Annotated in this window: 20 protein-coding genes; 8 read left to right on the forward strand and 12 right to left on the reverse strand. The window is 60.4% G+C overall.

Annotation, left to right across the window (positions count from 1 at the left end):
• Positions 1–106 precede the first annotated feature (106 nt).
• The 4 genes from moaD to AM571_RS06760 form a co-directional block, all read right to left on the reverse strand.
• Complete coding sequence (gene moaD / locus AM571_RS06745; protein WP_074060754.1) at positions 107–361, reverse strand: molybdopterin converting factor subunit 1; 255 nt, start codon at positions 359–361, stop codon at positions 107–109.
• Positions 358–948 (reverse strand): CDP-diacylglycerol--glycerol-3-phosphate 3-phosphatidyltransferase, encoded by a 591-nt coding sequence (gene pgsA / locus AM571_RS06750; RefSeq protein WP_074060755.1) that lies wholly within the window; start codon positions 946–948, stop codon positions 358–360. The genes moaD and pgsA overlap by 4 nt, the downstream gene beginning before the upstream one ends.
• 110 nt (positions 949–1,058) lie before the next feature.
• Positions 1,059–3,098, reverse strand: a complete 2,040-nt coding sequence (gene uvrC / locus AM571_RS06755) for an excinuclease ABC subunit UvrC (RefSeq protein WP_074060756.1) — start codon at positions 3,096–3,098, stop codon at positions 1,059–1,061.
• Positions 3,095–3,862 (reverse strand): SDR family oxidoreductase, encoded by a 768-nt coding sequence (locus tag AM571_RS06760; protein WP_074060757.1) that lies wholly within the window; start codon positions 3,860–3,862, stop codon positions 3,095–3,097. Before AM571_RS06760 ends, uvrC begins: the two co-directional genes overlap by 4 nt.
• A gap of 364 nt (positions 3,863–4,226) precedes the next feature.
• Between AM571_RS06760 and AM571_RS06765 the strand changes: the two genes are divergently transcribed.
• Entirely contained in the window at positions 4,227–4,862 is a 636-nt protein-coding gene (locus tag AM571_RS06765; RefSeq protein ID WP_074060758.1) for an outer membrane protein, read from the forward strand.
• Positions 4,863–4,957: 95 nt separating this feature from the next.
• Here the strand turns inward: AM571_RS06765 and AM571_RS06770 are convergent, their stop codons facing one another.
• Positions 4,958–5,554 (reverse strand): glutathione S-transferase, encoded by a 597-nt coding sequence (locus AM571_RS06770; protein WP_074060759.1) that lies wholly within the window; start codon positions 5,552–5,554, stop codon positions 4,958–4,960.
• Between the two features lie 54 nt (positions 5,555–5,608).
• On the reverse strand, positions 5,609–6,478 hold the full coding sequence (locus AM571_RS06775) for a 23S rRNA (adenine(2030)-N(6))-methyltransferase RlmJ (protein WP_074060760.1): 870 nt from the start codon (positions 6,476–6,478) through the stop codon (positions 5,609–5,611).
• Positions 6,479–6,561: 83 nt separating this feature from the next.
• Between AM571_RS06775 and AM571_RS06780 the strand changes: the two genes are divergently transcribed.
• The 3 genes from AM571_RS06780 to AM571_RS06790 all read left to right on the forward strand — a co-directional run bounded on the left by AM571_RS06780 (position 6,562) and on the right by AM571_RS06790 (position 10,616).
• Positions 6,562–8,700: a molybdopterin-containing oxidoreductase family protein gene (locus AM571_RS06780; protein ID WP_074060761.1), complete on the forward strand. Its 2,139-nt coding sequence runs from the start codon at positions 6,562–6,564 to the stop codon at positions 8,698–8,700.
• Positions 8,697–9,290 (forward strand): NUDIX domain-containing protein, encoded by a 594-nt coding sequence (locus tag AM571_RS06785; protein ID WP_074060762.1) that lies wholly within the window; start codon positions 8,697–8,699, stop codon positions 9,288–9,290. The genes AM571_RS06780 and AM571_RS06785 overlap by 4 nt, the downstream gene beginning before the upstream one ends.
• Before the next feature lie 162 nt (positions 9,291–9,452).
• Positions 9,453–10,616: an alpha-D-ribose 1-methylphosphonate 5-triphosphate diphosphatase gene (locus tag AM571_RS06790; protein WP_074063107.1), complete on the forward strand. Its 1,164-nt coding sequence runs from the start codon at positions 9,453–9,455 to the stop codon at positions 10,614–10,616.
• A 4-nt stretch (positions 10,617–10,620) separates the two neighbouring features.
• Here the strand turns inward: AM571_RS06790 and purN are convergent, their stop codons facing one another.
• Entirely contained in the window at positions 10,621–11,283 is a 663-nt protein-coding gene (gene purN, locus AM571_RS06795) for a phosphoribosylglycinamide formyltransferase (RefSeq protein WP_074060763.1), read from the reverse strand.
• On the reverse strand, positions 11,280–12,353 hold the full coding sequence (gene purM / locus AM571_RS06800; RefSeq protein ID WP_074060764.1) for a phosphoribosylformylglycinamidine cyclo-ligase: 1,074 nt from the start codon (positions 12,351–12,353) through the stop codon (positions 11,280–11,282). Before purM ends, purN begins: the two co-directional genes overlap by 4 nt.
• A 239-nt stretch (positions 12,354–12,592) precedes the next feature.
• Between purM and AM571_RS06805 the strand changes: the two genes are divergently transcribed.
• From AM571_RS06805 to ppx, 4 genes are all read left to right on the forward strand, one after another.
• On the forward strand, positions 12,593–13,714 hold the full coding sequence (locus AM571_RS06805; RefSeq protein WP_074060765.1) for an AI-2E family transporter: 1,122 nt from the start codon (positions 12,593–12,595) through the stop codon (positions 13,712–13,714).
• On the forward strand, positions 13,711–14,409 hold the full coding sequence (hdaA, locus tag AM571_RS06810) for a DnaA regulatory inactivator HdaA (RefSeq protein ID WP_074060766.1): 699 nt from the start codon (positions 13,711–13,713) through the stop codon (positions 14,407–14,409). The genes AM571_RS06805 and hdaA overlap by 4 nt, the downstream gene beginning before the upstream one ends.
• A gap of 65 nt (positions 14,410–14,474) precedes the next feature.
• A complete protein-coding gene (locus AM571_RS06815; RefSeq protein ID WP_074060767.1) occupies positions 14,475–16,679 on the forward strand; it encodes an RNA degradosome polyphosphate kinase in 2,205 nt (734 codons plus the stop codon).
• A gap of 12 nt (positions 16,680–16,691) precedes the next feature.
• Positions 16,692–18,215: an exopolyphosphatase gene (gene ppx, locus AM571_RS06820; protein WP_074060768.1), complete on the forward strand. Its 1,524-nt coding sequence runs from the start codon at positions 16,692–16,694 to the stop codon at positions 18,213–18,215.
• A 217-nt stretch (positions 18,216–18,432) separates the two neighbouring features.
• On the opposite strand, the gene AM571_RS06825 is transcribed toward ppx, so the two are convergent.
• The 4 genes from AM571_RS06825 to AM571_RS06840 all read right to left on the reverse strand — a co-directional run bounded on the left by AM571_RS06825 (position 18,433) and on the right by AM571_RS06840 (position 23,741).
• Positions 18,433–19,791, reverse strand: a complete 1,359-nt coding sequence (locus tag AM571_RS06825) for an esterase-like activity of phytase family protein (protein WP_074060769.1) — start codon at positions 19,789–19,791, stop codon at positions 18,433–18,435.
• Between the two features lie 53 nt (positions 19,792–19,844).
• On the reverse strand, positions 19,845–20,909 hold the full coding sequence (locus AM571_RS06830) for an adenylate/guanylate cyclase domain-containing protein (RefSeq protein WP_074060770.1): 1,065 nt from the start codon (positions 20,907–20,909) through the stop codon (positions 19,845–19,847).
• Positions 20,910–21,000: 91 nt separating this feature from the next.
• A complete protein-coding gene (rnd, locus tag AM571_RS06835) occupies positions 21,001–22,146 on the reverse strand; it encodes a ribonuclease D (protein WP_074060771.1) in 1,146 nt (381 codons plus the stop codon).
• Between the two features lie 203 nt (positions 22,147–22,349).
• A complete protein-coding gene (locus AM571_RS06840; protein ID WP_074063109.1) occupies positions 22,350–23,741 on the reverse strand; it encodes a multicopper oxidase family protein in 1,392 nt (463 codons plus the stop codon).
• Positions 23,742–23,998 lie beyond the last annotated feature (257 nt).

Consider the following 23,998-nt stretch of genomic DNA (forward strand, 5'->3'; position numbering starts at 1 on the left):
CTTGCGGCGACAAGCACAGGAATGACGCAGGAGCGTTGGCCAGCCGTCTTGATACGCAGTGTTTCCATTCGTCTTCTCGCAAGCGCGAGCGTGCGTCCGTTATCCGTCACCCGCCCGTCATCGGCGGAAAAATCCCGATCTCACGGGCATTGCCAATCGGTTCGTCGTGTTCGGCGTGTTCCTGATCGAGGGCCACGCGGATGACGTTTTCGTATTGCAGCGCCGTCTCATATTCCTCGCCCAGTGTCTTCAAGTGACCGAGAAGATCGGCAACGGTGAGGACGGAGGCGGGAAGGGCGATCTCTTCCTCGCTCTTGCCGATCCGTTCCCGCACCCAGGCAAAATAGACGAGGCGCGTCATTCTTCGTCATCCACGATATGTTTCAAGCCGGCGCGGAAATAGTCATAGCCGGTATATATGGTCAAAATGGCCGCGATCCAAAGCAGGCCGATGCCGATCTGCGTCGTAAAGGGAAAAATCGCATCGCCCGCCGGACCGGCAAGCAGGAACGCGATTGCCACCAGTTGCAGCGTTGTTTTCCATTTGGCGATCCGCGTGACGGGAACGCTGACCTTGAGGGCGGCCAGATATTCGCGCAGTCCCGAAACGAGGATTTCGCGGCAGAGGATGGTGATTGCCGCCCAGATCGACCAGCCGGCGATTGTCTGATCGGCGGCAACCAGCAGCAGGATCGAGGCGACCAGGAGCTTGTCGGCGATCGGGTCGAGCATGCGACCGATATTCGAAGTCTGGTTCCAGATGCGCGCCAGATAACCATCCAGGAAATCGGTGAGAGAAGCGATGATGAATATCCAAAGGGCGACCCATCGCGCCGTGTTGCTGATCGCAAGCCGCCCCTCGACAAAGAAGCACAGGACGATCAGCGGTACCGCGAGAATGCGGCCGTAGGTCAGCAAATTGGGAATATTATACGCGCGCGATGCCATGAAACCGTTCTCTGAATTTTTGTGATTGTAGATGACGGGTTTGACCGCAAGCCGTCAACATTCTTTCTGTTTTTCTGCCGCCTTTGCGTGGAATTTGCGACCGTTGCCGCCTATTTCGCGGCATCGTCGTGAAAATGGTTATAGACCTGCTTTGCGACCGTCTCGGAAATGCCGTCGACTGCCATGAGATCGGAAAGCGCTGCCCGCGAAACGGCTTTTGCGGTGCCGAAATGCTGCAGCAGCGCCCGCTTGCGGGAAGGGCCGATGCCGCCGATCTCGTCGAGCGGGTTCTTCACCATCTCCTTCTTGCGCCGCGCGCGATGGGAGCCGATGGCGAAGCGGTGGGCTTCGTCGCGCAGGCGCTGGATGAAATAGAGCACGGGATCGCGTGGCGGCAGCGTGAAGCTTTCGCGCCCCGGCGAAAAGAAGCGCTCGCGCCCCGCATCGCGGTCGACGCCCTTTGCCACGCCGATGGCAATGACGCTGTCAGTGATGGCGAGTTCTTCGAGGATGGCGCGCACTGCCGTCATCTGGCCCTGGCCACCGTCGATCAGGATCACGTCCGGCCAGGCAGGGAAGGGCAGATCGGCGGCCTCAGCGCTCGATACCGTCTGCGTCCGGTCCGGAATGCCTTCCTCCTTGATCAGCCGCGAGAATCGCCGGGTCATGACCTCGCGCATCATGCCGAAGTCGTCTCCGGGCGTGATGTCGGTCGATTTGATGTTGAACTTGCGGTACTGGCTCTTGACGAAACCTTCTGGCCCGGCCACGACCATGCCGCCCACCGCGTTCGTGCCCATGATATGCGAGTTGTCGTAGATCTCGATCCGCTGTGGCGCATAGGGTAGGCCGAACGTTTCCTTGAAGCCCTCGAGCAGGCGCGATTGCGAAGCGGTCTCGGCCAGCTTGCGGCCATGTGCCTCGCGGGCATTGGCAACGACATGGTCGACCAGATCGCGCTTTTCACCGCGCTGCGGCACCAGGATCGACACCTTGTGCCCGGCCTTTTCGCCGAGCGCCGCCGCCAGCAGTTCCATTTCCTCGATTGTTTCCGACAGCATGATCTGCTTCGGCACCGGCTTGTCGTCGTAGAATTGCGCCAGGAATGCATTGAGAACCTCGGCGCTCGAAAGCTGCGGGTCGGCCTTCGGAAAGTAGGCGCGATTGCCCCAGTTCTGGCCCGTGCGAAAGAAAAAGACCTGGATGCAGGAAATACCGCCCTCGTGGTGGATCGCAAATACATCCGCTTCCTCGACGCCTGCGGGATTGATGCCCTGATGGCTCTGGACGTGCGACAGCGCCGCGAGGCGATCGCGATAGATCGCCGCACGCTCGAAATCGAGATCTTCGGCGGCGGCGTTCATCTCCTCTGCCATGTGCTCCTTCACCTTCTGGCTTTTGCCGGAAAGGAAATCCTTGGCCTCCTGCACCAGTTGCGCATAGTCTTCGTCGCTGATCTCGCGGGTACAGGGGCCAGAACAGCGCTTGATTTGGTAGAGCAGGCAGGGGCGCGTACGCGTCTCGAAGACGCTGTCCGTGCAGGTGCGGATCAGGAAGGCGCGCTGGAGCGAATTGATCGTGCGCCCGACGGCGCCGGCGGAAGCGAAGGGACCAAAATAATCGCCCTTGCGGGCGCGGGCGCCGCGATGCTTGAAGATCGACGGGGCGCGATGATCGCCGGTGATGAGGATATAGGGAAACGACTTGTCGTCACGCAAAAGCACGTTAAAGCGCGGCCGCAAGCGCTTGATCAGATTCGCTTCCAAAAGCAGCGCCTCGGTCTCCGTGCGCGTCGTCACGAATTCCATGTGCGAGGTCAGGCGGACCATCTGCGCGATCCGGTTGGAATGGACCCGGCCCATCGCATAGTTGCCGACGCGCTTCTTGAGGCTGCGCGCCTTGCCGACATAAAGCACGTCGCCATCTTCATTGAACATGCGGTAGACGCCGGGGCTGTTCGGCAGCCGCTTGACGAACTCGCCGATCAGTTCCGCGCCGGCAAGCCCGCTCTCGTTGCCGCCGCCTTCGTTCCAGTCGATCGCAGCCGGAAGCGGCGAGGCGGAAAGGTCGCTTTCCACCTCGATATCGTCTTCGTTTTCATCGGTTTCATCATAAAGAACACCGCCATCGGGCAGCTTCTTGGCATTCATTCCTTGATCTCCAGCACATCCGGCGTCTGCCACGCAAGATGCTGGCCGCCGTCGAGTGCAATCATCTGACCCGTGATCGAAGGCGTCTCGAACAGAAAACGAATCGTTCGGCCGAATTCCTCCAATTCAGGTCCTTGCTTCAAGATAAGGGCTGCGACCTGTGCTTGAAAGTCTTCCTGCAACTGCCGTTCGCTCGGCATCGAGGGGCCAGGCCCGATGGCGTTGACACGAATCTTCGGAGCAAGTGCCTGCGCCATCGTCTGCGTTGCGGTCCAAAGTGCCGACTTCGACAGGGTATAGGAATAAAAGCTCGGCCGCAGCGCCCAGACGCGCTGGTCGATAACATTGACAATGAGGCCAGTGCAGGTTTCCGGCAGCTGGGCGGCGAACTGGGCAGACAGGATCGAAGGGGCCCGCACATGCACCGCGAAGTGCTCGTCCCAGGCAGCATCGTTCGTCTTTCGCACCGAATCTTCGCGGAAGACCGAGGCATTGTTGACGAGCAGATCAATGGGTCCAAGGCGATCCGCGGCCCTTTTTACCAGCGTTTCCGTGTCGCTTGTTTTGGTAAGGTCGGCTTGCACTGCAAAGACGTACTTGCCTCCTTGCCGCAATTCCGCCGCAACCGCCTCCGCCTCGTCGATCGAGCGATTGGCATGAATGGCAACGGAAAAGCCGTTTTCCGCCAGATCCTCGACTATCGCCCGGCCTATTCTCTTGGCAGCCCCGGTTACGAGCGCGGCCTTAAGTCTTTTCTCGTTCAAATGCGTGCCTTCTGGTCCCGCGACTCTAAGTGCGCTTCTATATAGCGGCAGGCACAGACTATATAAATAGGCTGTGAGATTGCCTTTTCGGCAGGCCTATTCTATGTATTATTTGAGAATTAAATTTCCTAAAATAAGTATTGACAATTTAACCAACCGTTATGGTTAACAAATATTCTGTTGCGCTATAGCAACATCAAATTTCAGCCGCTTCTCTGCCTCAATCATTTCACAATTTGGCTCTCTCAAATCCGCAATTGCGCTCCACTTTCGGCCTCGATCCGAGAGGGACATCTAGTAATTTCTCGCGAATGCTTCGACTCAGGACAGTTACGAAGGGCGCGAGATCGAAAGGAGAATGAGTATGCGTACATTTATTGCTAGTCTGATGGCGTCCGCCTTCGTGATCGCCGGCTTTTCTGCCGCCAATGCCGCCGACGCAGTCGACCAGGTTCCGGAAGCTCCGGTAGCACAGGCCGAGCCGGCCGCTCCGGCAGGCAACTGGGAAGGCTTTTACCTCGGCGGCGCAGGCACCTATAACAAGGGCAACTTCGGTGGAGACCGCGACGGTTACGCAATGGGCGGGCAGCTCTACACCGGCTACAACTGGCAGAGCGGCCAGATCGTTTACGGTGTTGAAGCCGATCTCGGTTATTCAGGCCTCGACAGCACGTCAAACGGCATCACTAACAAGAACCGCTTCAACGGCTCCGTTCGCGGTCGTGTCGGTTACGACCTGAACCCCTTCCTGCTCTATGCCACGGCTGGCGCCGCTGCGGCGAACAACAAGGTCAGCGGCTTCGGTGATTCGGAGTCCAAGACGGCTTTGGGTTACACAGTCGGTGCCGGTGCTGAAGCGTTCGTGACGAACAACATCACGGCACGTGTTGAATATCGCTTCAGCGACTATCAGAACAAGGACTTCGATCTCGGCGCCGCCAACGTATCGCGCGGCTATGATGAACACAGCGTGAAGGTCGGTATCGGCGTCAAGTTCTAAGTCTGCCGAACACCATCCGATGAAAGCCGGGCCTTGCGCCCGGCTTGAACATGAAGAGGCCGGAACATCGGATATGATGATCGGCCTCGTTTTTGTCAGCCGTGCGGCTTGAGTTCCTGATAGGCTGGAAATTTCTTCTCGAATTTGCCTGCCCAGTCGATCAGTTCCGGATGCTCGGCTTCCCACTCGCCCTTGAAGCGCAGTTGCAGATAGCCGATCGTCGCAGCAAGCGCGAAGTGACCGCCATTCAGCCTGCGGCCGATCTTCGGTGGATGCGCGCTGATGTGGTTCAGGCCGCTGACGGCCTTCTTCCACTGGCGGTCGATCCAGGGCTGGTGCACCTTCTCCTCGTCGCGGAAGCGGCGCTCGTAAACGATCGCCAGCAGGCAGTCGCAGATGCCGTCGCAGAGTGCTTCGAGAATTTCGGCATCGGTTCGCTTGCCGTTCTTCGAAGGGTAGAGCTTGCTGTTCTTGAGCCGTCCGAAATAGTGCATGATCGCCACGCTGTCGAAGACCGAAACTCCGTCATCGGTCAGAAGCGTCGGTATTTTGCCGAGCGGGTTGTTGTCGACGAGGATCGCCGGGCCGGCATTGGTATCGACGCGGATCTCGGCGACGCCGAGTTCCAGATAATGCGCGGCCATCAGCACCTTGCTGGAATAGGGCGATGTCGGGGAGCACAGCAGCTTCATGTTTCACCTCTAGAGCAGATTCGGCGCGGACTATTTCGCACCTGCAGCAAAGGGTCAATCGGCCTTTGCGGTCGTCGCTTCACCACGCAGCCAGAAGGCACGCTGTGAGGCGAACCGATCCTGGGCGAGACAATCCTTGAGCGCCGGCAGCAGCACGTGCAACTCGTCCTTCAGTGTGAAGGGCGGGTTGACGATGATGAGACCCGAGCCCGTCAACCCGGTCACGCCGCGATCGCTGCGCACGCTGAGTTCAGCGCACAGCATCTTCGGAATTTGGGTCAGTTGCATCCCCTCGTGAAATTCCTTGATGGGAGCGCCCCTTTTCAGCGGATACCAGAGGCAATAGGTGCCCCCCGGAAACCGCCGGTATGCTTTGGTCAGGCCCTCGACCAGGCGCTCGTATTCGCCGTCCTCCTCGAACGGCGGATCGACAAGCACGATGCCGCGCTTTTCCTTCGGCGGCAGATGCGCGCCGAGCGCCAGCCAGCCGTCGAGCTCGGTGATACGGGCATGGTGATCTCCTTCGAACAGCCGGTGAAGGCGGACGTAGTCCTCCCGATGCAGTTCCATCGCCGAAAGCCTGTCCTGTGGGCGAAAGAGCATGCGCGAAAGCTTCGGCGAACCGGGATAGAAGCGCACGCCGCCATCCGGGTTGAGTTCCCGCACCGCGGAAAGATAGGGTTCGAGCAGCTCTGCCACCTGCGGCGCAAGCTCGGCCTTCATGATCCTGCCGATGCCGTCCTGCCACTCGCCGGTCGTTTGCGCCTCTTGCGAGGAGAGGTCGTAAAGGCCGACGCCGGCATGCGTGTCGAGCACGCGGAAAGCGCCGTCCTTCTTCTGCAGATAGCGGATGAGACGCGCCAGAACGGCGTGCTTCGGCACATCGGCAAAGTTGCCCGCGTGATAGATGTGGCGGTAGTTCATTTTCGCTGATGCCTGTTATGAATTCATGTCATAGCCGTCATTTCCGGCTTTTGGCGGATGACGCCTTGGAATATAGAAAAGCCATGAACATTGCGACCCCCATGCACGCCAAATCCGCCGACCCCGGCAAGAGGGTCGGGCACACTGCCTGTCCGCACGACTGTCCCTCCACCTGCGCACTGGAAGTGGAGATCGCAAATGACGGCCGCATCGGCCGTGTGCGCGGTGCCAACGACCACACCTATACGTCCGGCGTCATCTGCGCCAAGGTCGCCCGCTATGCCGAACGCCTCTACCATCCGGACCGGCTGATGCATCCTGTGCGTCGCATCGGCGCAAAAGGCGAGGGGCGCTGGCAGCAGATTTCCTGGGACGCGGCCCTGGACGAAATCGCCGAAGCCTTCGTGAGGGCGGAAGGGAAGGATGGCAGCGAGGCGGTCTGGCCATACTATTATGCCGGCACCATGGGCTGGGTGCAGCGCGACAGCATCGAGCGGCTGCGCCACGCCAAACGCTATTCCGGCTTTTTCTCGTCGATCTGTACCAACCCGGCCTGGACCGGCTTCACCATGGCGACGGGCACGCTGCGCGGTCCCGATCCGCGCGAGATGGGCCGCACCGATTGCGTCGTCATCTGGGGCACGAACGCGGTCGCGACGCAGGTCAATGTGATGACGCACGCGATCAAGTCGCGCAAGGAACGCGCCGCCAAGATCGTCGTCGTCGACATCTACGACAATCCGACGATGAAGCAGGCCGACATGGCGCTGATCGTCAGGCCTGGCACTGATGCGGCACTTGCCTGCGCCGTCATGCACGTCGCCTTCCGCGACGGTTACGCCGACCGGGCCTACATGACGAAATATGCCGACGATCCGGCAGGTCTCGAAGCGCATCTCAAATCGAAGACGCCGGAATGGGCGGCCGCGATCACCGGCCTGACGGCCGACGAGATCGAAGCCTTTGCAAAGCTCGTCGGCACGACGAAGAAAACCTATTTCCGCCTCGGCTACGGCTTTACCCGCCAGCGCAACGGCGCAGTCGCCATGCATGCCGCCGCCTCGATCGCCACTGTGCTCGGCTCCTGGCAGTATGAGGGCGGCGGCGCCTTCCATTCGAACAGTGACATCTTCCGCATGAACAACGCGGAGCTGACCGGCAAGTCGATGAAGGATCCGGATATCCGCATGCTCGACCAGTCGCAGATCGGCCGCGTGCTGACCGGCGACGCCGCATCACTGCGCCATCGCGGACCGGTCACCGCCATGCTGGTTCAAAACACCAATCCGATGAACATCGCGCCTGAGCAGCGCCTGGTGAAGCGCGGCTTTGCGCGTGACGATCTCTTCGTGGCCGTGCACGAGCAGTTCATGACCGAGACGGCAGAAATGGCCGATATCGTCATTCCGGCCACGATGTTCGTCGAGCATGACGACATCTACCGCGCGGGCGGGCAGAACCATATCCTGCTCGGCCCGAAACTCGTCGAACCGCCGCCGACGGTGCGCACCAACCTTTTCGTCATCGAGGAGCTTTCAAAGCGCCTCGGGGTCGCGCACCAGCCAGGCTTCGGCTTTAGCGCCCGGGAAATGGTTGACCGCATTCTCGAAACAAGCGGCCTGCCGGACTACGACCACTTCCTCGAGCATAAATGGTTCGACCGCCAGCCTGACTTCGAAGACGCGCATTTTCTCAACGGTTTCGCGCATCCCGACGGCAAGTTCCGCTTTCGGCCGGACTGGGCGAACCAGCCGGCGCCTAACCGTCCACCGGAATCCGTCGGCCTGCTCGGCCCGCATCCCGAGCTGCCGGCTTTTCCGGACCAGGTGGACGTCATTGAAGTGGCCGATGCCGAACATCCCTTCCGGCTTGCAACGTCGCCCGCCCGCAACTTCCTGAATTCCAGCTTTTCCGAAACAAAGACGTCGCGGCAGAAGGAGGGGCGTCCTGAACTGATGATCAATCCCCAGGATGCCGACATGATCGGCATTGCCCACGGCGATCGCGTCCAGATCGGAAACCGGCGCGGAGAGGTGCGCCTGCACGCAAACGTCACGAACGAGGTCAAGCCGGGCGTTTTGATTGCCGAAGGCTTGTGGCCAAACAAAGCGCATCTCGACGGCGAGGGCATCAATGTGCTCACCGGCGCAGACCCCGTCGCGCCCTATGGCGGTGCGGCGGTTCATGACAATAAGGTCTGGCTGCGCAAGGATGCCGTATGACGAAGTTCGCGAAGGCAAAGGCGCAGGTCGTCGAGGAAACGACGCTTGCGGAAGGCTGGACACGGTTGAGCGCTTACAAGCTCGATTACACGGACTCGAAGGGCCTCACCCATCGCCTGCATCGCGAGGTCTATCACCGCACGCCGGCCGCGACGATCCTGCTCTACGATCCGAAACGCGGCTCCGTCATCCTCGTCAAGCAGTTCCGCCTGCCGCCCGATCTTCGGGGCGAGCCCGCCTTCATGATCGAAACGCCGGCCGGTCTCCTCGACGGCGAGGAGCCGGAGGCAGCGATCCGCCGCGAAGCGATGGAAGAGACGGGTTTTCGCGTCCGCGACGTCCGGTTCCTCTTCAGGGCCTACAGTTCGCCGGGTTCGAACAGCGAAGTCGTGCATTTCTTCGCCGCGCCGATCGATACGTCCGACCGCGTCTCGAACGGCGGTGGCCTGGACGAAGAGCATGAGGATATCGAAGTGCTGGACGTGCCGCTGGACATTGCAATCACCATGATCCAAAGCGGTGATATCTGCGACATGAAGACGATCGTCCTGCTGCAATGGGCGGCGATGAACAGGAATAGCTTGACCTGATTGGCATTTCTTCCAAGCGCCGTCGATCTTTCGGCGTTCTACCCAATCATGCCCGACCGTTTCCAGGATGCCGGATTGCCGTTTGCTCGCGAGTGCAAAGGCCGTCACGACAAGGCCGCTCATATTCGTGCAGCGCATAGAAACGCCATCAGGAGAGTGCCCATGTGGCTCAGCAATTTCACGCTCGTTCTTCCCCAAGAGGTGGTGAGCCGGGGCTCAATCCGGATAGAGGACGAGGCGATTGCCGAGATACGGCCGGAGCCGGTCGGCAATGCCGCGATCGACGGCGGCGGGCGCTTGCTGATGCCGGGATTCGTGGATCTGCATGGCGACATGATCGAGCGCGAGATCGCGCCGCGCCCGAACGCCATGATGCCGATTGATTTCGGCATCCATGAGCTCGACAAGAAACTCGCGGCCGCCGGCGTGACGACGGCTTTTGCGGCGGTTTCCTTCGCGACCGAGAGCGTCTACGGCTATGTCCGTTCGCTCGAAACAACGGGTGCGATCATCGAGGGGATCAACCGGCTCAAGCACGATCTCTTGATCGACCATCGCGTCCATGCTCGTTATGAGATCACAAACACGGGTGCCGCGCCCGCGCTCGAAAGGCTGCTTCAAGCCGGTCATGTCGACATGGTGTCGCTCACCGACCATACGCCGGGGCAGGGGCAGTACAACAACATCCAGAGCTACATATTGAGCATCGCCGAGCGCCGGGCGATCTCCGAGGAAATGGCAGCGGAAATGGTCGCCCGGCGCATCGCCATGCGCAACAATCCGGAGATCGAGGCAAGGCTGAGGGAGATCGTCGCCCTCTCGCTCAAATGGAAGCTGTCGCTTGCTTCGCACGATGACGATAGTGCGGAAAAGGTTGCCAGGATGCATGATCTCGGTGTGACGACCAGCGAGTTTCCCGTCACGCTGCCAGCTGCCTTGGAGGCCCGCCGCCGCGGGCTCTGGACGCTTATGGGGGCGCCTAATGCGCTTCGCGGCCAGTCGATGTCCGGCAATCTGAGTGCGCTCGATGCCGCAAGGGCCGGGCTACTGACGGTGATTGCTGCCGATTATCACCCGGCGGCTTTCGTGCCCGGCATCTTCAAGATCGCCGAGTATACCGCAATGCCGGCCGCGGTCGCCATGGCGACCGAAAATGCCGCCCGTTCCGCAGGTCTGACCGACCGCGGCGCAATCGCCGTCGGTCAGCGCGCCGATCTTGTCGTCGTCGAGCCAGGCGATGTGCACCGCATCCGCGCCACCTTCTGCGGCGGACGCTTCGTCTACAGCGACGGCACCTTGCATCAGCTTCGGGCACGCGCTGACTGAAGGATCAGGCGATCAGCGAAATTATGCGATCGGCATTCGGGCGGGCGGATATCTCGGCGCCGACTGCCCTGCCGCCTTCCATCCTCACCTTGCCTTCGGCAAGGAGCCGCAGCGCCTGGGGATAGAGCTGATGCTCGACCGTCAGGACACGCGCGGCGAGCGCTTCGGCGGTATCGCTGGACAGAACCGGTACGGCGGCCTGTCCGATCACCGGCCCTTCATCCATGCCTTCGGTCACGAAATGCACGGTGCATCCGGCGATCCGCATGCCGGCGTCGATGGCGCGCTGGTGCGTATGGAGGCCCGGGAAGAGCGGCAGAAGGGAAGGGTGGATGTTGATCATCCGGCCCTCGTAACGTTGGATGAATTTCGCGCTCAGAAGCCGCATGTAGCCCGCAAGGCAGAGAATATCGGGCGAGAGGCGGTCGAGCGCTTTGAAGATCGTCGCCTCGTGGGCCTCCTTGCTGTCATAGTCCTTGCGGACGAAAGCAAAGGTGGAAATGCCTTGCGCGGCAGCTTTTGCAAGGCCGCCCGCATCCGCCTTGTCGGAAATCACGCCGACGATTTCAGCGGGAAAGTCCGGAGCTTTCGCTGCCGCGACGAGCGCCATCATGTTGGAACCGCCGCCGGAAATGAAGACGACGACGCGTTTGCGCGGCATGGTCATAGAGCGAGCGTGCCCTTGTAAACCGTTCCCTGCGCAGCTTCTGCGCGAGCGATCATGCGGCCGAGCGCGATGATCCTTTCGCCTTCCGATTCCAGGACGGCAGTCACCGCAGCGGCATTTTCAGCCGAGACGACGGCGATCATGCCGACGCCGCAGTTGAAGGTGCGCAGCATTTCCTTCGCCTCGACGCCGCCCGTCTTGGCAAGCCAGGAAAAGACCGGCGGAACCTTGACCGCGGCAAGATCGATCTCGGCGGCGAGATGCTTCGGCAGTACGCGGGGGATATTTTCGGGGAAGCCGCCGCCGGTGATATGCGCCAGCGCCTTGACGGCGCTGGTTTGGCGGATCGCCTTCAAAAGCGGCTTTACATAGATGCGGGTCGGCGTCAGCAGCGCCTCGCCGAGAGCCGTGCCTTCGGCGAAAGGCGCCGGCGCCTCCCAGCCGAGACCCGAAAGCTCAACGATCTTGCGCACCAGAGAAAAGCCGTTCGAGTGAACGCCGGAGGAGGCGAGGCCGAGGATGATATCGCCTTCGGCGATATCGCCTGCCGGCAGAAGCTGGCCGCGCTCGGCAGCGCCAACGGCAAAGCCTGCGAGATCGTAATCGCCGGAAGAATACATACCGGGCATTTCCGCCGTCTCGCCACCGATCAATGCACAGCCCGCCTCCCGGCAGCCCGCAGCAATACCGCCGACGATCGCCGCACCCTGATTTGGATCGAGCTTGCCGGTCGCGAAATAGTCGAGGAAGAAAAGCGGCTCAGCACCCTGCACGACAAGGTCGTTGACGCACATGGCAACGAGATCGATGCCGACCGTTTCGTGATAATCGGCGTCGATGGCGATCTTCAGCTTGGTGCCGACGCCGTCATTGGCGGCGACGAGAACCGGATCGGTGAAGCCGGCAGCCTTGAGATCGAACAGGCCGCCGAAGCCTCCGATTTCGCCATCGGCGCCTGGCCGTCTTGTCGAGCGTACGGCAGGCTTGATCTTCTCAACCAGAAGATTGCCGGCATCGATGTCCACGCCTGCGTCGCTATAGGTCAGGCCGTTTCTTCCAGACTGGCTCATGCTGATCTCCGATGGCTGGTTCGGGCGGTTTAACGAACCGCGTCACATGCGGGTCGCAATTGCATGAGAGTGCGCTTTATGCAAGGCGGCTATGGAGAAAAGCCCCAATTTCCCGCTCTTTCCATAGGCCAGGGTTGGATTTTCCGCCGCAGGGTTGACCATCTTCGGGCCTGCATCCTATGTGCTTCGAGTAGCGGCGCGAAATGATTGCGTCACTGGGCAGACAAACGGGGAAAGCGATGCCACATCAAGTCAGCGGAGCAAGTCTCAAGCGGCAGGTCTTCTTCTGGCTGGGCGTGCTCGCCTTCTTCATCGTCTTTCTCTATATATTCAGCTCCATCTTGCTGCCCTTCGTCGCCGGGATGGCGATCGCTTATTTCCTGGATCCCGTGGCCGACCGTTTGCAGCGTCTGGGGCTCAGCCGCCTGATGGCAACAATCGGCATCCTTGTCGCCTTCGTCATCATCTTCGCGCTGGCGCTGATGATCCTCATTCCGGTCCTGATCAATCAGTTCAACGATTTCGCCCAGCGGCTCCCCGGCTATATCAGCCAGCTGCAGGCCTTCATCGCCGATGTGCAGGATTCGGTGCTGCCGGGTTGGGTCGCAAACCAGCTCGGCACGATCAAGGACAATTTCTCCGGAATATTGTCGGAAGGCATGGGCTTCCTGACCGGCCTCTTTGGCCAGATCTGGAATTCAGGCAAGGCCATCGTCGACGTCATCTCGCTGCTGGTCGTGACGCCGGTCGTTGCTTTTTACATCCTACTCGACTGGGATCGCATGATTTCAAAGGTCGATCAGTGGATTCCGCGCGATTATGTAAAGGACGTTCGCCAGATCGCTCATGAGATCGATCAGGCGATCGCCGGCTTCATTCGCGGGCAGGGCTCTCTGTGCCTGATCCTCGGAATCTTCTATGCCGTCGGTCTTTCGCTCATCAGCTTGAACTTCGGCCTGCTCATCGGCCTGTTTGCCGGGATGATAAGCTTCATTCCCTATGTCGGTTCGCTGGTCGGGCTGGTCCTTGCCGTCGGCGTGGCGCTCGTCCAGTTCTGGCCGGACTACCTCTGGGTCGGCGCCGTGCTCGTTGTCTTCTTCAGCGGCCAGTTCCTGGAAGGCAATATCCTGCAGCCGAAACTCGTCGGCCACAGCGTCGGACTTCACCCGGTCTGGCTGATGTTCGCACTCTTTGCGTTCGGCGCGCTTTTCGGCTTCGTCGGCCTGCTCGTTGCCGTGCCGGCCGCTGCCGCTGTCGGTGTCCTTGTCCGCTTTGCGCTCTCGCGCTACCTTCAGAGCGATCTTTATGCGGGCCGCTCGCAACCTGCCGACGCCCGGACGACAAAAGCCGAATCCAAATGAACGACGTGAAGCGCAAGGCGGGGGAACAGCTTCCGCTGGTCTTTTCCCATGATGCAGCAAGCGGCCGAGACGACCTTTTGGTCTCCGACCGACTGAGTGCTGCGGTGACCATCATCGACGCCTGGCCGCAATGGCCGTCGCCGGTCGTCATCCTGGCCGGGCCGGTGGGGTCGGGAAAGTCGCATCTCGCAAGCATCTGGAAAGAGCATAGCGGTGCCGTCTGCATCCATCCGAAGCGGGGATCGGAAGCCGCCGTTACTGCGGCAAACGGACCTGTCCTTTTCGAGGATGTCGACCGCCTCGGCTTCGATGACACGGAGCTCTTTCACGTCATCAACAGCGTGCGCGAAAACGGCAACAGCCTGCTGATGACGAGCCGACTCTGGCCGATGTCGTGGCCGGTGGAGCTTCCGGACCTGCGCTCCAGGCTCAAGGCTGTGACCGTCGTCGAAATCGGCGAGCCGGACGAGGAATTGCTGTCGCAGGTTATCGTCAAGCTCTTCTCCGACCGGCAGCTTAATATAGATGACAAACTCGTCCTTTATATCGTGAACCGGATGGAGCGATCGCTGAACGCGGCCCAGACGATCGTCGAAAGGCTCGACCGGCTGGCCCTTGCGCGCGGCACGAAGATCACCCGGGCTCTCGCTGCTGAAGTGTTGAATGAATTGGGCAATTCGGCCTCTTCCGATTGACTGTCACAGTTCCGTCGTGAAACTGATATACTGCGCATGGACGAAGGAAACGGGGTTATCTGAACATGGACAGTGCGGTTGCGGAGCATCAGGAACCCATTCGGGAGACGTCGGCAGCTGTCCCGCCACTGGAAGACCTGCTCGCTAGTCCCGAACGTTTCATCAACCGCGAATTTTCCTGGCTGCAGTTCAACCGTCGCGTTCTGGAGGAAACGCTGAACACTGAGCACCCGCTGCTCGAGCGCGTCCGGTTCCTGTCGATTTCGGCGGCCAATCTCGACGAATTCTTCATGGTGCGCGTCGCCGGCCTCGAAGGCCAGGTGCGCCAGAACATCGTGGTTCGCACGCCGGACGGGAAGACGCCGGCAGAACAGCTCGACGCAATCCTGCAGGAGATCGACAATCTGCAGATGGAGCAGCAGGCTTCGCTCGCCGTCCTGCAGCAGTATCTCGCGAAGGAAGACATTCTGATCGTCCGTCCCGGCGCTCTCAGCGACGCCGACCGGCAGTGGCTGGCTGCAGAGTTCGAGCAGGCGATCTTTCCGGTTCTGACGCCGCTGTCGATCGATCCGGCTCACCCGTTCCCGTTCATCCCGAACCTCGGTTTCTCGATCGGCCTGCAGCTTACCAGCAAGCACGGGCGCGAGCCGATGACTGCGCTGCTTCGCCTGCCGCCTGCGCTCGATCGCTTCGTGCGGTTGCCCGATGACGCTGGCACGATCCGCTACATCACGCTGGAGGATGTCGCCAACATATTCATTCACCGGCTCTATCCCGGTTACGAGGTGCAGGGCTCCGGTACATTCCGCCTCATTCGCGACAGCGATATCGAAGTGGAGGAAGAAGCCGAAGACCTCGTGCGCTTCTTTGAAACCGCCTTGAAGCGCCGTCGCCGCGGCAAGGTGATCCGCATCGAGACGGATTCCGAGATGCCGGCATCGCTTCGCCAGTTCGTGGTGCAGGCGTTGAACGTTCCAGACAATCGTGTCGCCGTTTTGCCGGGCCTGCTCGCTCTCAATACAGTCTCGGAGATCACCAAGGCGCCGCGCGACGACCTTCGGTTTCCACCCTACAATGCGCGATTTCCCGAGCGCGTTCGGGAACATGCGGGAGACTGCTTTGCGGCCATTCGCGAAAAGGACATGGTGGTTCATCACCCCTACGAGTCTTTCGACGTGGTGGTCCAGTTTCTTCTCCAGGCTGCGCACGATCCTGACGTTCTGGCCATAAAGCAGACCCTTTACCGCACCTCGAACGACAGCCCGATCGTGCGTGCCCTCATCGATGCTGCCGAAGCCGGTAAGTCGGTGACTGCACTCGTCGAACTCAAGGCCCGTTTCGACGAAGAGGCGAACATCCGTTGGGCGCGCGACCTCGAGCGCGCCGGCGTGCAGGTCGTCTTCGGCTTCATCGAGCTCAAGACACACGCGAAGATGTCGTTGGTCGTTCGCCGCGAGGAAGGCAGGCTCCGCAGCTACTGCCATCTCGGCACCGGCAACTACCATCCGGTTACCGCAAAGATCTATACCGACCTCTCGTTCTTCACCTGCAATCAGGTGATTGCCCATGATATGGCGAACATCTTCAACTTCATCACCGGTTACGGCGAACCGGAGGAGAGCATGAAGCTCGCCGTCTCGCCTTATACGCTGCGCTCGCGCATCCTCCGTCACATCGACGAGGAGATCAAACATGCCAAGAACGGTGCGCCGGCAGCGATCTGGATGAAGATGAACTCGCTCGTCGATCCGGAAATTATCGACGCGCTCTATACGGCAAGCCGGGCAGGCGTTGAAATCGATCTGGTCATTCGCGGCATCTGCTGCCTGCGCCCGCAGGTGCCGGGCCTGTCCGACAATATTCGCGTCAAGTCGATCGTCGGCCGCTTCCTGGAGCACAGCCGCATCTTCTGCTTCGGCAATGGATACGGGCTGCCGTCCGACAAGGCGCTCGTCTATATCGGCTCCGCCGACATGATGCCCAGAAACCTCGACCGCCGCGTCGAGACGCTCGTCCCGCTCATCAATCCGACTGTGCACGAGCAGGTTTTGTCCCAGATCATGCTGGGCAATATCATTGACAATCAGCAGAGCTACGAGATATTGCCCGACGGCACGTCTCGGCGCATGGAAGTGCGCAAAGGCGAAGAGCCGTTCAATGCGCAGCAGTATTTCATGACCAATCCCAGCCTTTCCGGCCGTGGTGAAGCCCTGAAATCCAGTGCGCCCAAGCTGATTGCCGGTCTGCTTTCCGGCTGGACCAAGAGATAAAACTGGACCTGCATGGTTGAATCAGAAGCCCAGGGGCGCCTGCCAGGGATTGCCCCGGTCTCCGTCGTCGATATCGGGTCGAATTCGATCCGCGTGGTCGTCTACGAGGGCATGTCCCGCTCGCCGGCGATCCTTTTCAATGAAAAGGTGCTCTGCGGCCTCGGTAAGGGAATTGCCCTCAACGGCAGGATGGATGAGGAAAGCGTCGCGCGCGCGCTTTCCGCACTGCATCGTTTCAAGGCCCTTTCCGACCAGGCCCGGGCGGCGACTATGTATGTGCTGGCCACGGCTGCCGCGCGCGAAGCCTCCAACGGGCCTGATTTCATCCACCAGGCCGAAACGATCCTCCAACGCAAGATCCGGGTGCTTTCCGGCGAGGAGGAGGCGAAGTTTTCCGCGCTCGGGGTCATCAGCGGCTTCTTCCATCCCGACGGCATCGCAGGCGATCTCGGCGGCGGCTCTTTGGAACTCATCGACATCAAGGAGCGCGAGATCGGCAGGGGGATCACCCTGCCGCTCGGGGGACTTCGCCTTTCCGAATATGCCGGTGGTTCGCTGGCGAGAGCCCGCACTTTCGCCCGCAAGCATGTTCGAAGCGCCGCAAAAATCCTGGAGAAGGGGACCGGACGGACCTTTTACGCGGTTGGTGGCACTTGGCGCAACATCGCCAAGCTGCACATGGAACTTACCCAGTATCCGCTGCACATGATGCAGGGCTACGAGGTTTCTTTCGAAGGGATGATGCAGTTCCTCGATCAGGTGGAAGTGGCCAGGGACTCCAAGGATCCAGCCTTCCAGGCGGTTTCGAAGCATCGCCGTGCACTGCTGCCCTTCGGCGCCGTTGCCATGAAGGAAGTGTTGAGCGCGATGAATCCCGGCGTCATTTCCTTTTCGGCGCAGGGCGTCCGCGAAGGTTATCTCTACTCGCTGCTGTCGGAAGGCGAGCGCCGCGCCGATCCGCTGCTTTCGGCGGCCGGCGAGCTTGCCATCCTGCGCGCGCGTTCACCTGAGCATGCGCGCGAGCTTGCGGGATGGACCGGCTATATGATGCCCTATTTCGGCGTCGTGGAAACGGAAGAGGAAGCGCGCTACCGCCAGGCGGCGTGCCTGCTCGCCGACATCAGCTGGCGCGCGCATCCGGACTATCGCGGCCTGCAGGCGCTGAACCTGATTGCCCATTCCTCCTTCGTCGGCATCAGCCATCCCGGCCGGGCGTTCATCGCGCTCGCCAATTACTACCGCTTCCAAGGCCTTCATGACGACGGCTCGACGGCACCGCTTGCCACGATCGCCGGCTCGCAATATGTCGAGCGAGCCAAGCTGCTCGGTGGCATGCTGCGCGTCGTTTATCTCTTCTCGGCCTCCATGCCGGGCGTGGTGAAGAATCTGACATTCCGCAAGTCCTCAAATCCAAACATCGACCTCGAATTCGTCGTGCCGTCGGAATATCGCGACTTTGCCGGAGAACGCCTCGACGGACGCCTGCAGCAACTTTCGCGGCTGACGAACAGACGGCTGGCGTTCAGATTCGAGTAGGGGCAAGCAAGCCAGCCACAGCGGCCTGCGCCCTGAGCGGTTCTCCCGCAACTCAAAATGAGTTTCCCGCGCCCAAGGACTTGGGCGAAAGCCTGCTGTGACAGGCACCACGGATGAGACGAACGACCGGTGAAACGGTTTGCCCGGGGGATGCCTTATAGCCGCAAGAAAGAAGAGGATGGAACTTGCGCGCCACCCTCTTACTGGGGGCGTAAAGCTATCTTGCACTCAAAAAGTCACCCACCTCCAGCAGGCTGAACTCGTTGTCATCTGCCTTGTCGACGGCACGGCCGGCGGAGAAGGGAAGGTTGTTGTCGTTGCCGACGATGATGTGCGTGGCATCGACGCGGTCGACATTCTCGATCGTCACGAAGGGCATGTCGTAGAAGCCTTCGCGGCCGCCCTTTTTCTTCTTGTTGTCCGGGTCTTCGATATGCATCAGGTCGATATAGCCGATCTTGCGCACGGCCTTGCCGACCTTGGCATCGTCGAGCTCGATTTTGTAGATGCGCTTGAATTCGGCCGGAGCTTGGAAGCAGTCCGGCCTGGGCTCCTTGGGATCGGCACAGACCTTGTCCTTCGTACCGGCGCCATTGTCGCGTTCTATGACGAGGGCGGTCGTGTCGTCGAGCATGTTGAAGTCACCGATCGCAGCACCCTTGTCCTCGAATGGATAGAACCAGCTGCGGCCCGTCCATTTCTTGGAGGCGATCTCGAACTCGATGACGCGGATGGCAGTCTTGCCGTCAACGGACTCCATCTTGCCGTCGTCCTGATAGAGCGAGCCTTCCAGAAGGCCGTAAAGCTTGGTTCCGTCCTTCGACATGGCAAGACCCTCGAAGCCGCCGGAGCGCTTCAAGTTGAAGGCAGGCAACTTGGCGGCCGGATTTGCCGGAACCGAAAGCAGCGGGTTGTCGGGCGACATCACCGGCTTTCCATCGGCCGTGGTGGCAATCACGTCGGTCAACTGTCCTTCGGTATCGACTTTCAGTAGATAGGGACCGAACTCATCGCCGAGCCAGAAGCCGTCGGCGACCGGCTGGATGGATTCGATGTCGAAATCCCCGCCGGTCAGATAGCGTTTCTCTGCACCTTCGAGAGTAATCGGGAAGGGTGCGATCTTGTTTGGATCGGAGAGGAAGATATTCTTGACGATGTCGGCTTTGCCGGTCGTCCAGTCCAGTTTCATCTGGTGCAGGAAGAGCATCGCATCGCTGGAGTTGCCCTTGGAGCCGAAACCGTTGTCGGACAGTGTCCAGAACGTGCCGTCTTCCATTGTCTTGATGCCGGAAAAGCCTTGGACAGGCTGGCCGTCGAGCGGCAGCTTGATGTCGGTGATGCGCTGTCCGTCCTTGCCGGGAACCGAGCCGAGCGCTTCGGTTCGCTTGCGGTCCGCAGTCGTGAACTTGCCGGCGTGCTTCAGGAATTGAGGCGCGTCGGCGGGCGCGGGAACCAGCGTGTTGGCAGGCAGGATCGCCTGGCCTGCGAGCTTGGCCGGAAAAGCCTGCTGGTCGGCGGAAGCGGAGGCGGCGGCGAGGAAGAAGAGAAAGACGGAAGTAAAAAGCGCAGCTTTCATGGAAACCTCCAGAAAATGAATGGCGGTTTCGCTTAGCAGTCCATTGATGGCGCTTAGTTGAAGGTTGAATGAAGCTTTGGTGACGTTGTCGACGTGGGCAGGGCCTGTGCCAGCGTCATGACGCCCAGTCCCTGGCCCCGGCCCTTGAGGGCATGAACACCCAGGTCCTGCGCGCTGATCCTTTCGGGCAGCGTCAGGCGTTGGGCAAGCTCGCTCGAGATCAACACCGGCCGGTTCAGTGTCTTGCAAAGGGATTCAAGTCTTGAAGTTGTATTCACCGTGTCGCCGAAATAGGTGATCTTATGGTGATCGACTCCGATTTCGGCTGTGATGACCAAGCCGCCATGAAGTGCCGCGCGCAGGCGGGGCACCTGCCCATACTGCTTCAGCCAGCTTTCCGCATCGGCTTCGATATCGTTGAGGATGTCGAAGATGCAGCGCACGCAGCGGCCGTCCTTCAGCCCGCGCGCGAGCGGCCAGGTTATGATTGCAGAATCGCCGACGTAATCATCAATCGCACCTTTGTTCCGCCGCACCGGTTCGGCAAAAGCGGCAAACAGCGAGTTCAGCAATTGCTGTGCTCGAAGATCACCGTGTTTTTCGGCAAAAGGCGTCGAATCGACGAGGTCGATAAAGAGGAAGATGCGTTCCTCCTGGACGGGGGTCCGGTAGCGTCCGGAGAACATGCTGAGAAAAACATCGCGGCCGAGCAGCTCGCGCACGCGCAAGACGAAGATGATGACGGCGCAGACAGCCAGTGCATACATGAAGACGTTGAACGGCATCACCAGGATGTTCAAGAGCGACTGAGGCTTGATCAGGCCGACCGCCGACAGCAGCGAGGCGGCCAGCGCATAGCCGATGTTCATGAAGATTTCATAAATCAGCAAAGCCGAAATGATGAACGCCGCCGTTGGAAGTTTCTGGAGCCGTCGGTAGAGCGGGCGCAGGAAGGCTCTGCGCTCGAAGGCCAGAATCGGCATGCCGATAAAGACCGCAAAGACCGCCCCGATGATGACCGGTTCGTCGGGAAAGACCACCAGGCTATAGGCTACGCCGCTTGCAGCCATCACGGCCGTTAAGAGAAGCCAGTTCTGCGCTGGAGAAATCTCTTTCATGACATCTGACCTGTGTTGGTACCCGCGGGCATTTTTCCACGCGAGACGCTTCGGTCAAGCGATTTCGCGAGCCGGCTCGAGGGGCAAGGCATCAAAGCGAAACGGTATCGACTCTCTTGCCGACGAAACGAAGCGCGATCTCGCCCTTGATGAGCTGGAGAGCGGGCACGCCGAACAATTCGCGGCGCCAACCGCTAAGTGCCGCGACCTGCGCCTTCTCGCCGTCCGCGGCAATCTTGTCGAGGTCTTCGCTGTTGGCGATGACTTTCGGCGCAACGCCGTGTTTTTCCGAAATCAGCTTCAACAGTACCTTGAGCAATTCGACCGCAGCGGCAGCACCCTCAGGCGCTTGCGTGTGGCGGGGCACATGGGGCATCTCGGCTTTCGGCAGGGCAAGGGCCGCATTGACGGCTTCGAGAACCGCCGTACCGGCGGCAGAACGCTCCCATCCCTTGGGGATCGTGCGCAGGCGGCTCAGGGCGTCGGTGTCCTTTGGCTGCTGCTGGGCGATCTCGTAGATCGCATCGTCCTTCAACACGCGCGAACGCGGCACGTTGCGCGATCGCGCTTCTCGCTCGCGCCAGGCCGCGACGAATTTGAGGGTTGCGAGTTCCTGCGGTTTGCGCAGCCGCATCTTCAAACGTTGCCAGGCGTCATCCGGATGCATGTCGTAGGTCTCGCGCGATTCAAGAATATCCATCTCCTCCGAGAGCCAGGACGAGCGCCCCTCGCGCTCGAGTTCGGCCTTGAGATAGAGATAGGCGTCGCGCAGGTGTGTGACGTCCGCCAATGCATAATCGAGCTGCTTTTCGGAAAGTGGCCGGCGGCTCCAGTCGGTGAAGCGCGAGGATTTATCGATCTGCACGCCCTTGGTCCGGCTGATGAGCTGGTCGTAGGAAACGCTGTCACCGAAGCCGCAGACCATGGCGGCGACCTGCGTGTCGAAGATCGGATGCGGGATCAGCCCGCCGCGATGGAAAATGATTTCGATGTCCTGGCGCGCCGCATGGAAAACCTTCAGCACGTCCGCGTTGGCCATCAGTTCGAAGAAGGGTGCAAGGTCTATGCCCTTAGCAAGTGGATCGATGATGACTTCCTTCGTCAAGCTTGCCATCTGTATCAGGCAAAGCTCCGGCCAGAATGTCGTCTCACGCAGGAATTCAGTGTCGATTGTAATGAAGTCGGACTTGGCCAGCTCTTTGCAGGCGGCCGCCAGTTCGGCGGTTGTTTCTATCATGTCAATTCATTCGCAAGGAAAAAGGTCGGTTAAACCTTCCTTCTCCTTTACGCTCGATATGTCAATACGTTGAAGGTGCCTATACTGGCGTCTCCGGCGGCGATCATCGCTGGCAGACAATGAAAGCGTAGATTTGCGGCATATCCGTTCCTTGCGTAAGGCCGGAAGAAGGTGGCGGAAGGCGGAGCGGCCAGTAGCTTACCTTAAGCAACCCGCAGATAACTCGTCATGCCCGTCTTCTGATGCTCGATGATATGGCAATGAAGCACCCAGTCGCCCGGATTGTCGGCGACAAAGGCGAGCTGGACCTTCTCATCGGGCTGGACGAGATAGGTGTCGGAAACGAGGGGCATCACCTTGCGTGTCGAGGACGAAATGACCGTAAAGCTCATGCCGTGCAGATGGATCGGATGCAGGTGCGGCGTCACGTTCTCGAGCTGGAAGATGTAGCTCTTGCCAAGCTTCAGTTCGGCAAGCGGGGCGGTCGGATCGGCAATGTCGCCCGGCCACGGCAACCTGTTGATCGCCCAGAAACTGTAGCCGAGTGTACCGCATATGCTGTCGACGGAGGCGTTTTCCGCTGTGGCGCTGAGCACCAGCGGGATCTTCTCGGCGGCGGAAAGATCGGCGTGCGGGACCGGATTGGCGGCAAGCGGAGCAAGGTCGCCGACGTTGCGTTTCAGCGACTGACCGACGGCGCGCAGGCAAGCGATCGTTTTCGGCGCGGTTCCCCTGATATCCTCCAGTATCGCTACACCGCCTTCGCTGTCCGGCATCCGCACGGCAAGATCCAGCCGCTGTCCCGGACCGATCTGGAGCAGGTCAAGCCGAAAGCGCTGCGGCACCGGATTGCCGTCGATGGCGATCACCGTCGCCTCGACGCCTTCCATCCGCAGCGAATAGACGCGGGTCACATCCGTCACGGCGATGCGCAGGCGCACAAGGCTGCCGGCTGGTGCATCATATTGCGGCTCCTGCTGCCAATTCGCCGTGCGCACCGTTCCATAGGTGCCGGTCTTTGCCGCGTCGCGTGGACGGAAGGGTGCAATGAATTGCCCATCTGCGCCGAGCCGCCAGTCGCGAAGGTTGAGCACGATCTCGGCATCGAATGTCGGATCGGCCGGATCCTCGACGAGGATCACGCCGGTCATGCCGCGGCCCATCTGGGTGAGCGTGTTGCAATGCGGGTGATACCAGAAGGTGCCGGCATCGGGCGGCGTGAAGGCATAGTCAAAGCTGTCGCCCTTATAGACGTAGGGCTGCGTCATGAAGGGCACGCCGTCCATCCTGTTGTCGATGCGAAGGCCATGCCAGTGGATCGTCGTCGGCTCGTCGAGAGCATTGGTCAGGCGTGCGGCAAAGGGTCTGCCACGGGTCATGCGAAGCACCGGCGGCGGGCCGCCATCGCCCCAGGTCATGACATCCCTTGTCGGGCCGGCAGCGGTGAGCAAAGCCTCTGTCATGGCCGCCTTCAGCACCTGCGGTTGGGGCGTCGAACCGGCCAAGCCGGACCTGCCGGCAACGCCCATGCCGGCACTGTAGGCGCCGGCGACGGCGGACGCCTTCAACAGATTGCGGCGGGTGAGTATGGGCATCTGGCGCTCCGGCAACAAGAATGGAGCCATCTTTAAAGTTGACTGGGGTTTTCATCAATAAGGAAGTGGGGGCCAAACTGCCGCAGTTGCCTTGCATCAGGCGCGCCGAATAAAGGCGCCAAAGTGGTGCTCAATGCGGCCCAAGCCTTGACAAATCAGACCGTCCATGCGCTTTTCCGCCCGATTTTCTTGTCGGCACCGGAGAGCCATTCGAGCCCCTTGCTGCCGTCTCAAGCCAAAATACCAGGATTAGACAA

Source organism: Rhizobium etli 8C-3 (genome assembly GCF_001908375.1).
GTDB lineage: Bacteria > Pseudomonadota > Alphaproteobacteria > Rhizobiales > Rhizobiaceae > Rhizobium > Rhizobium etli_B.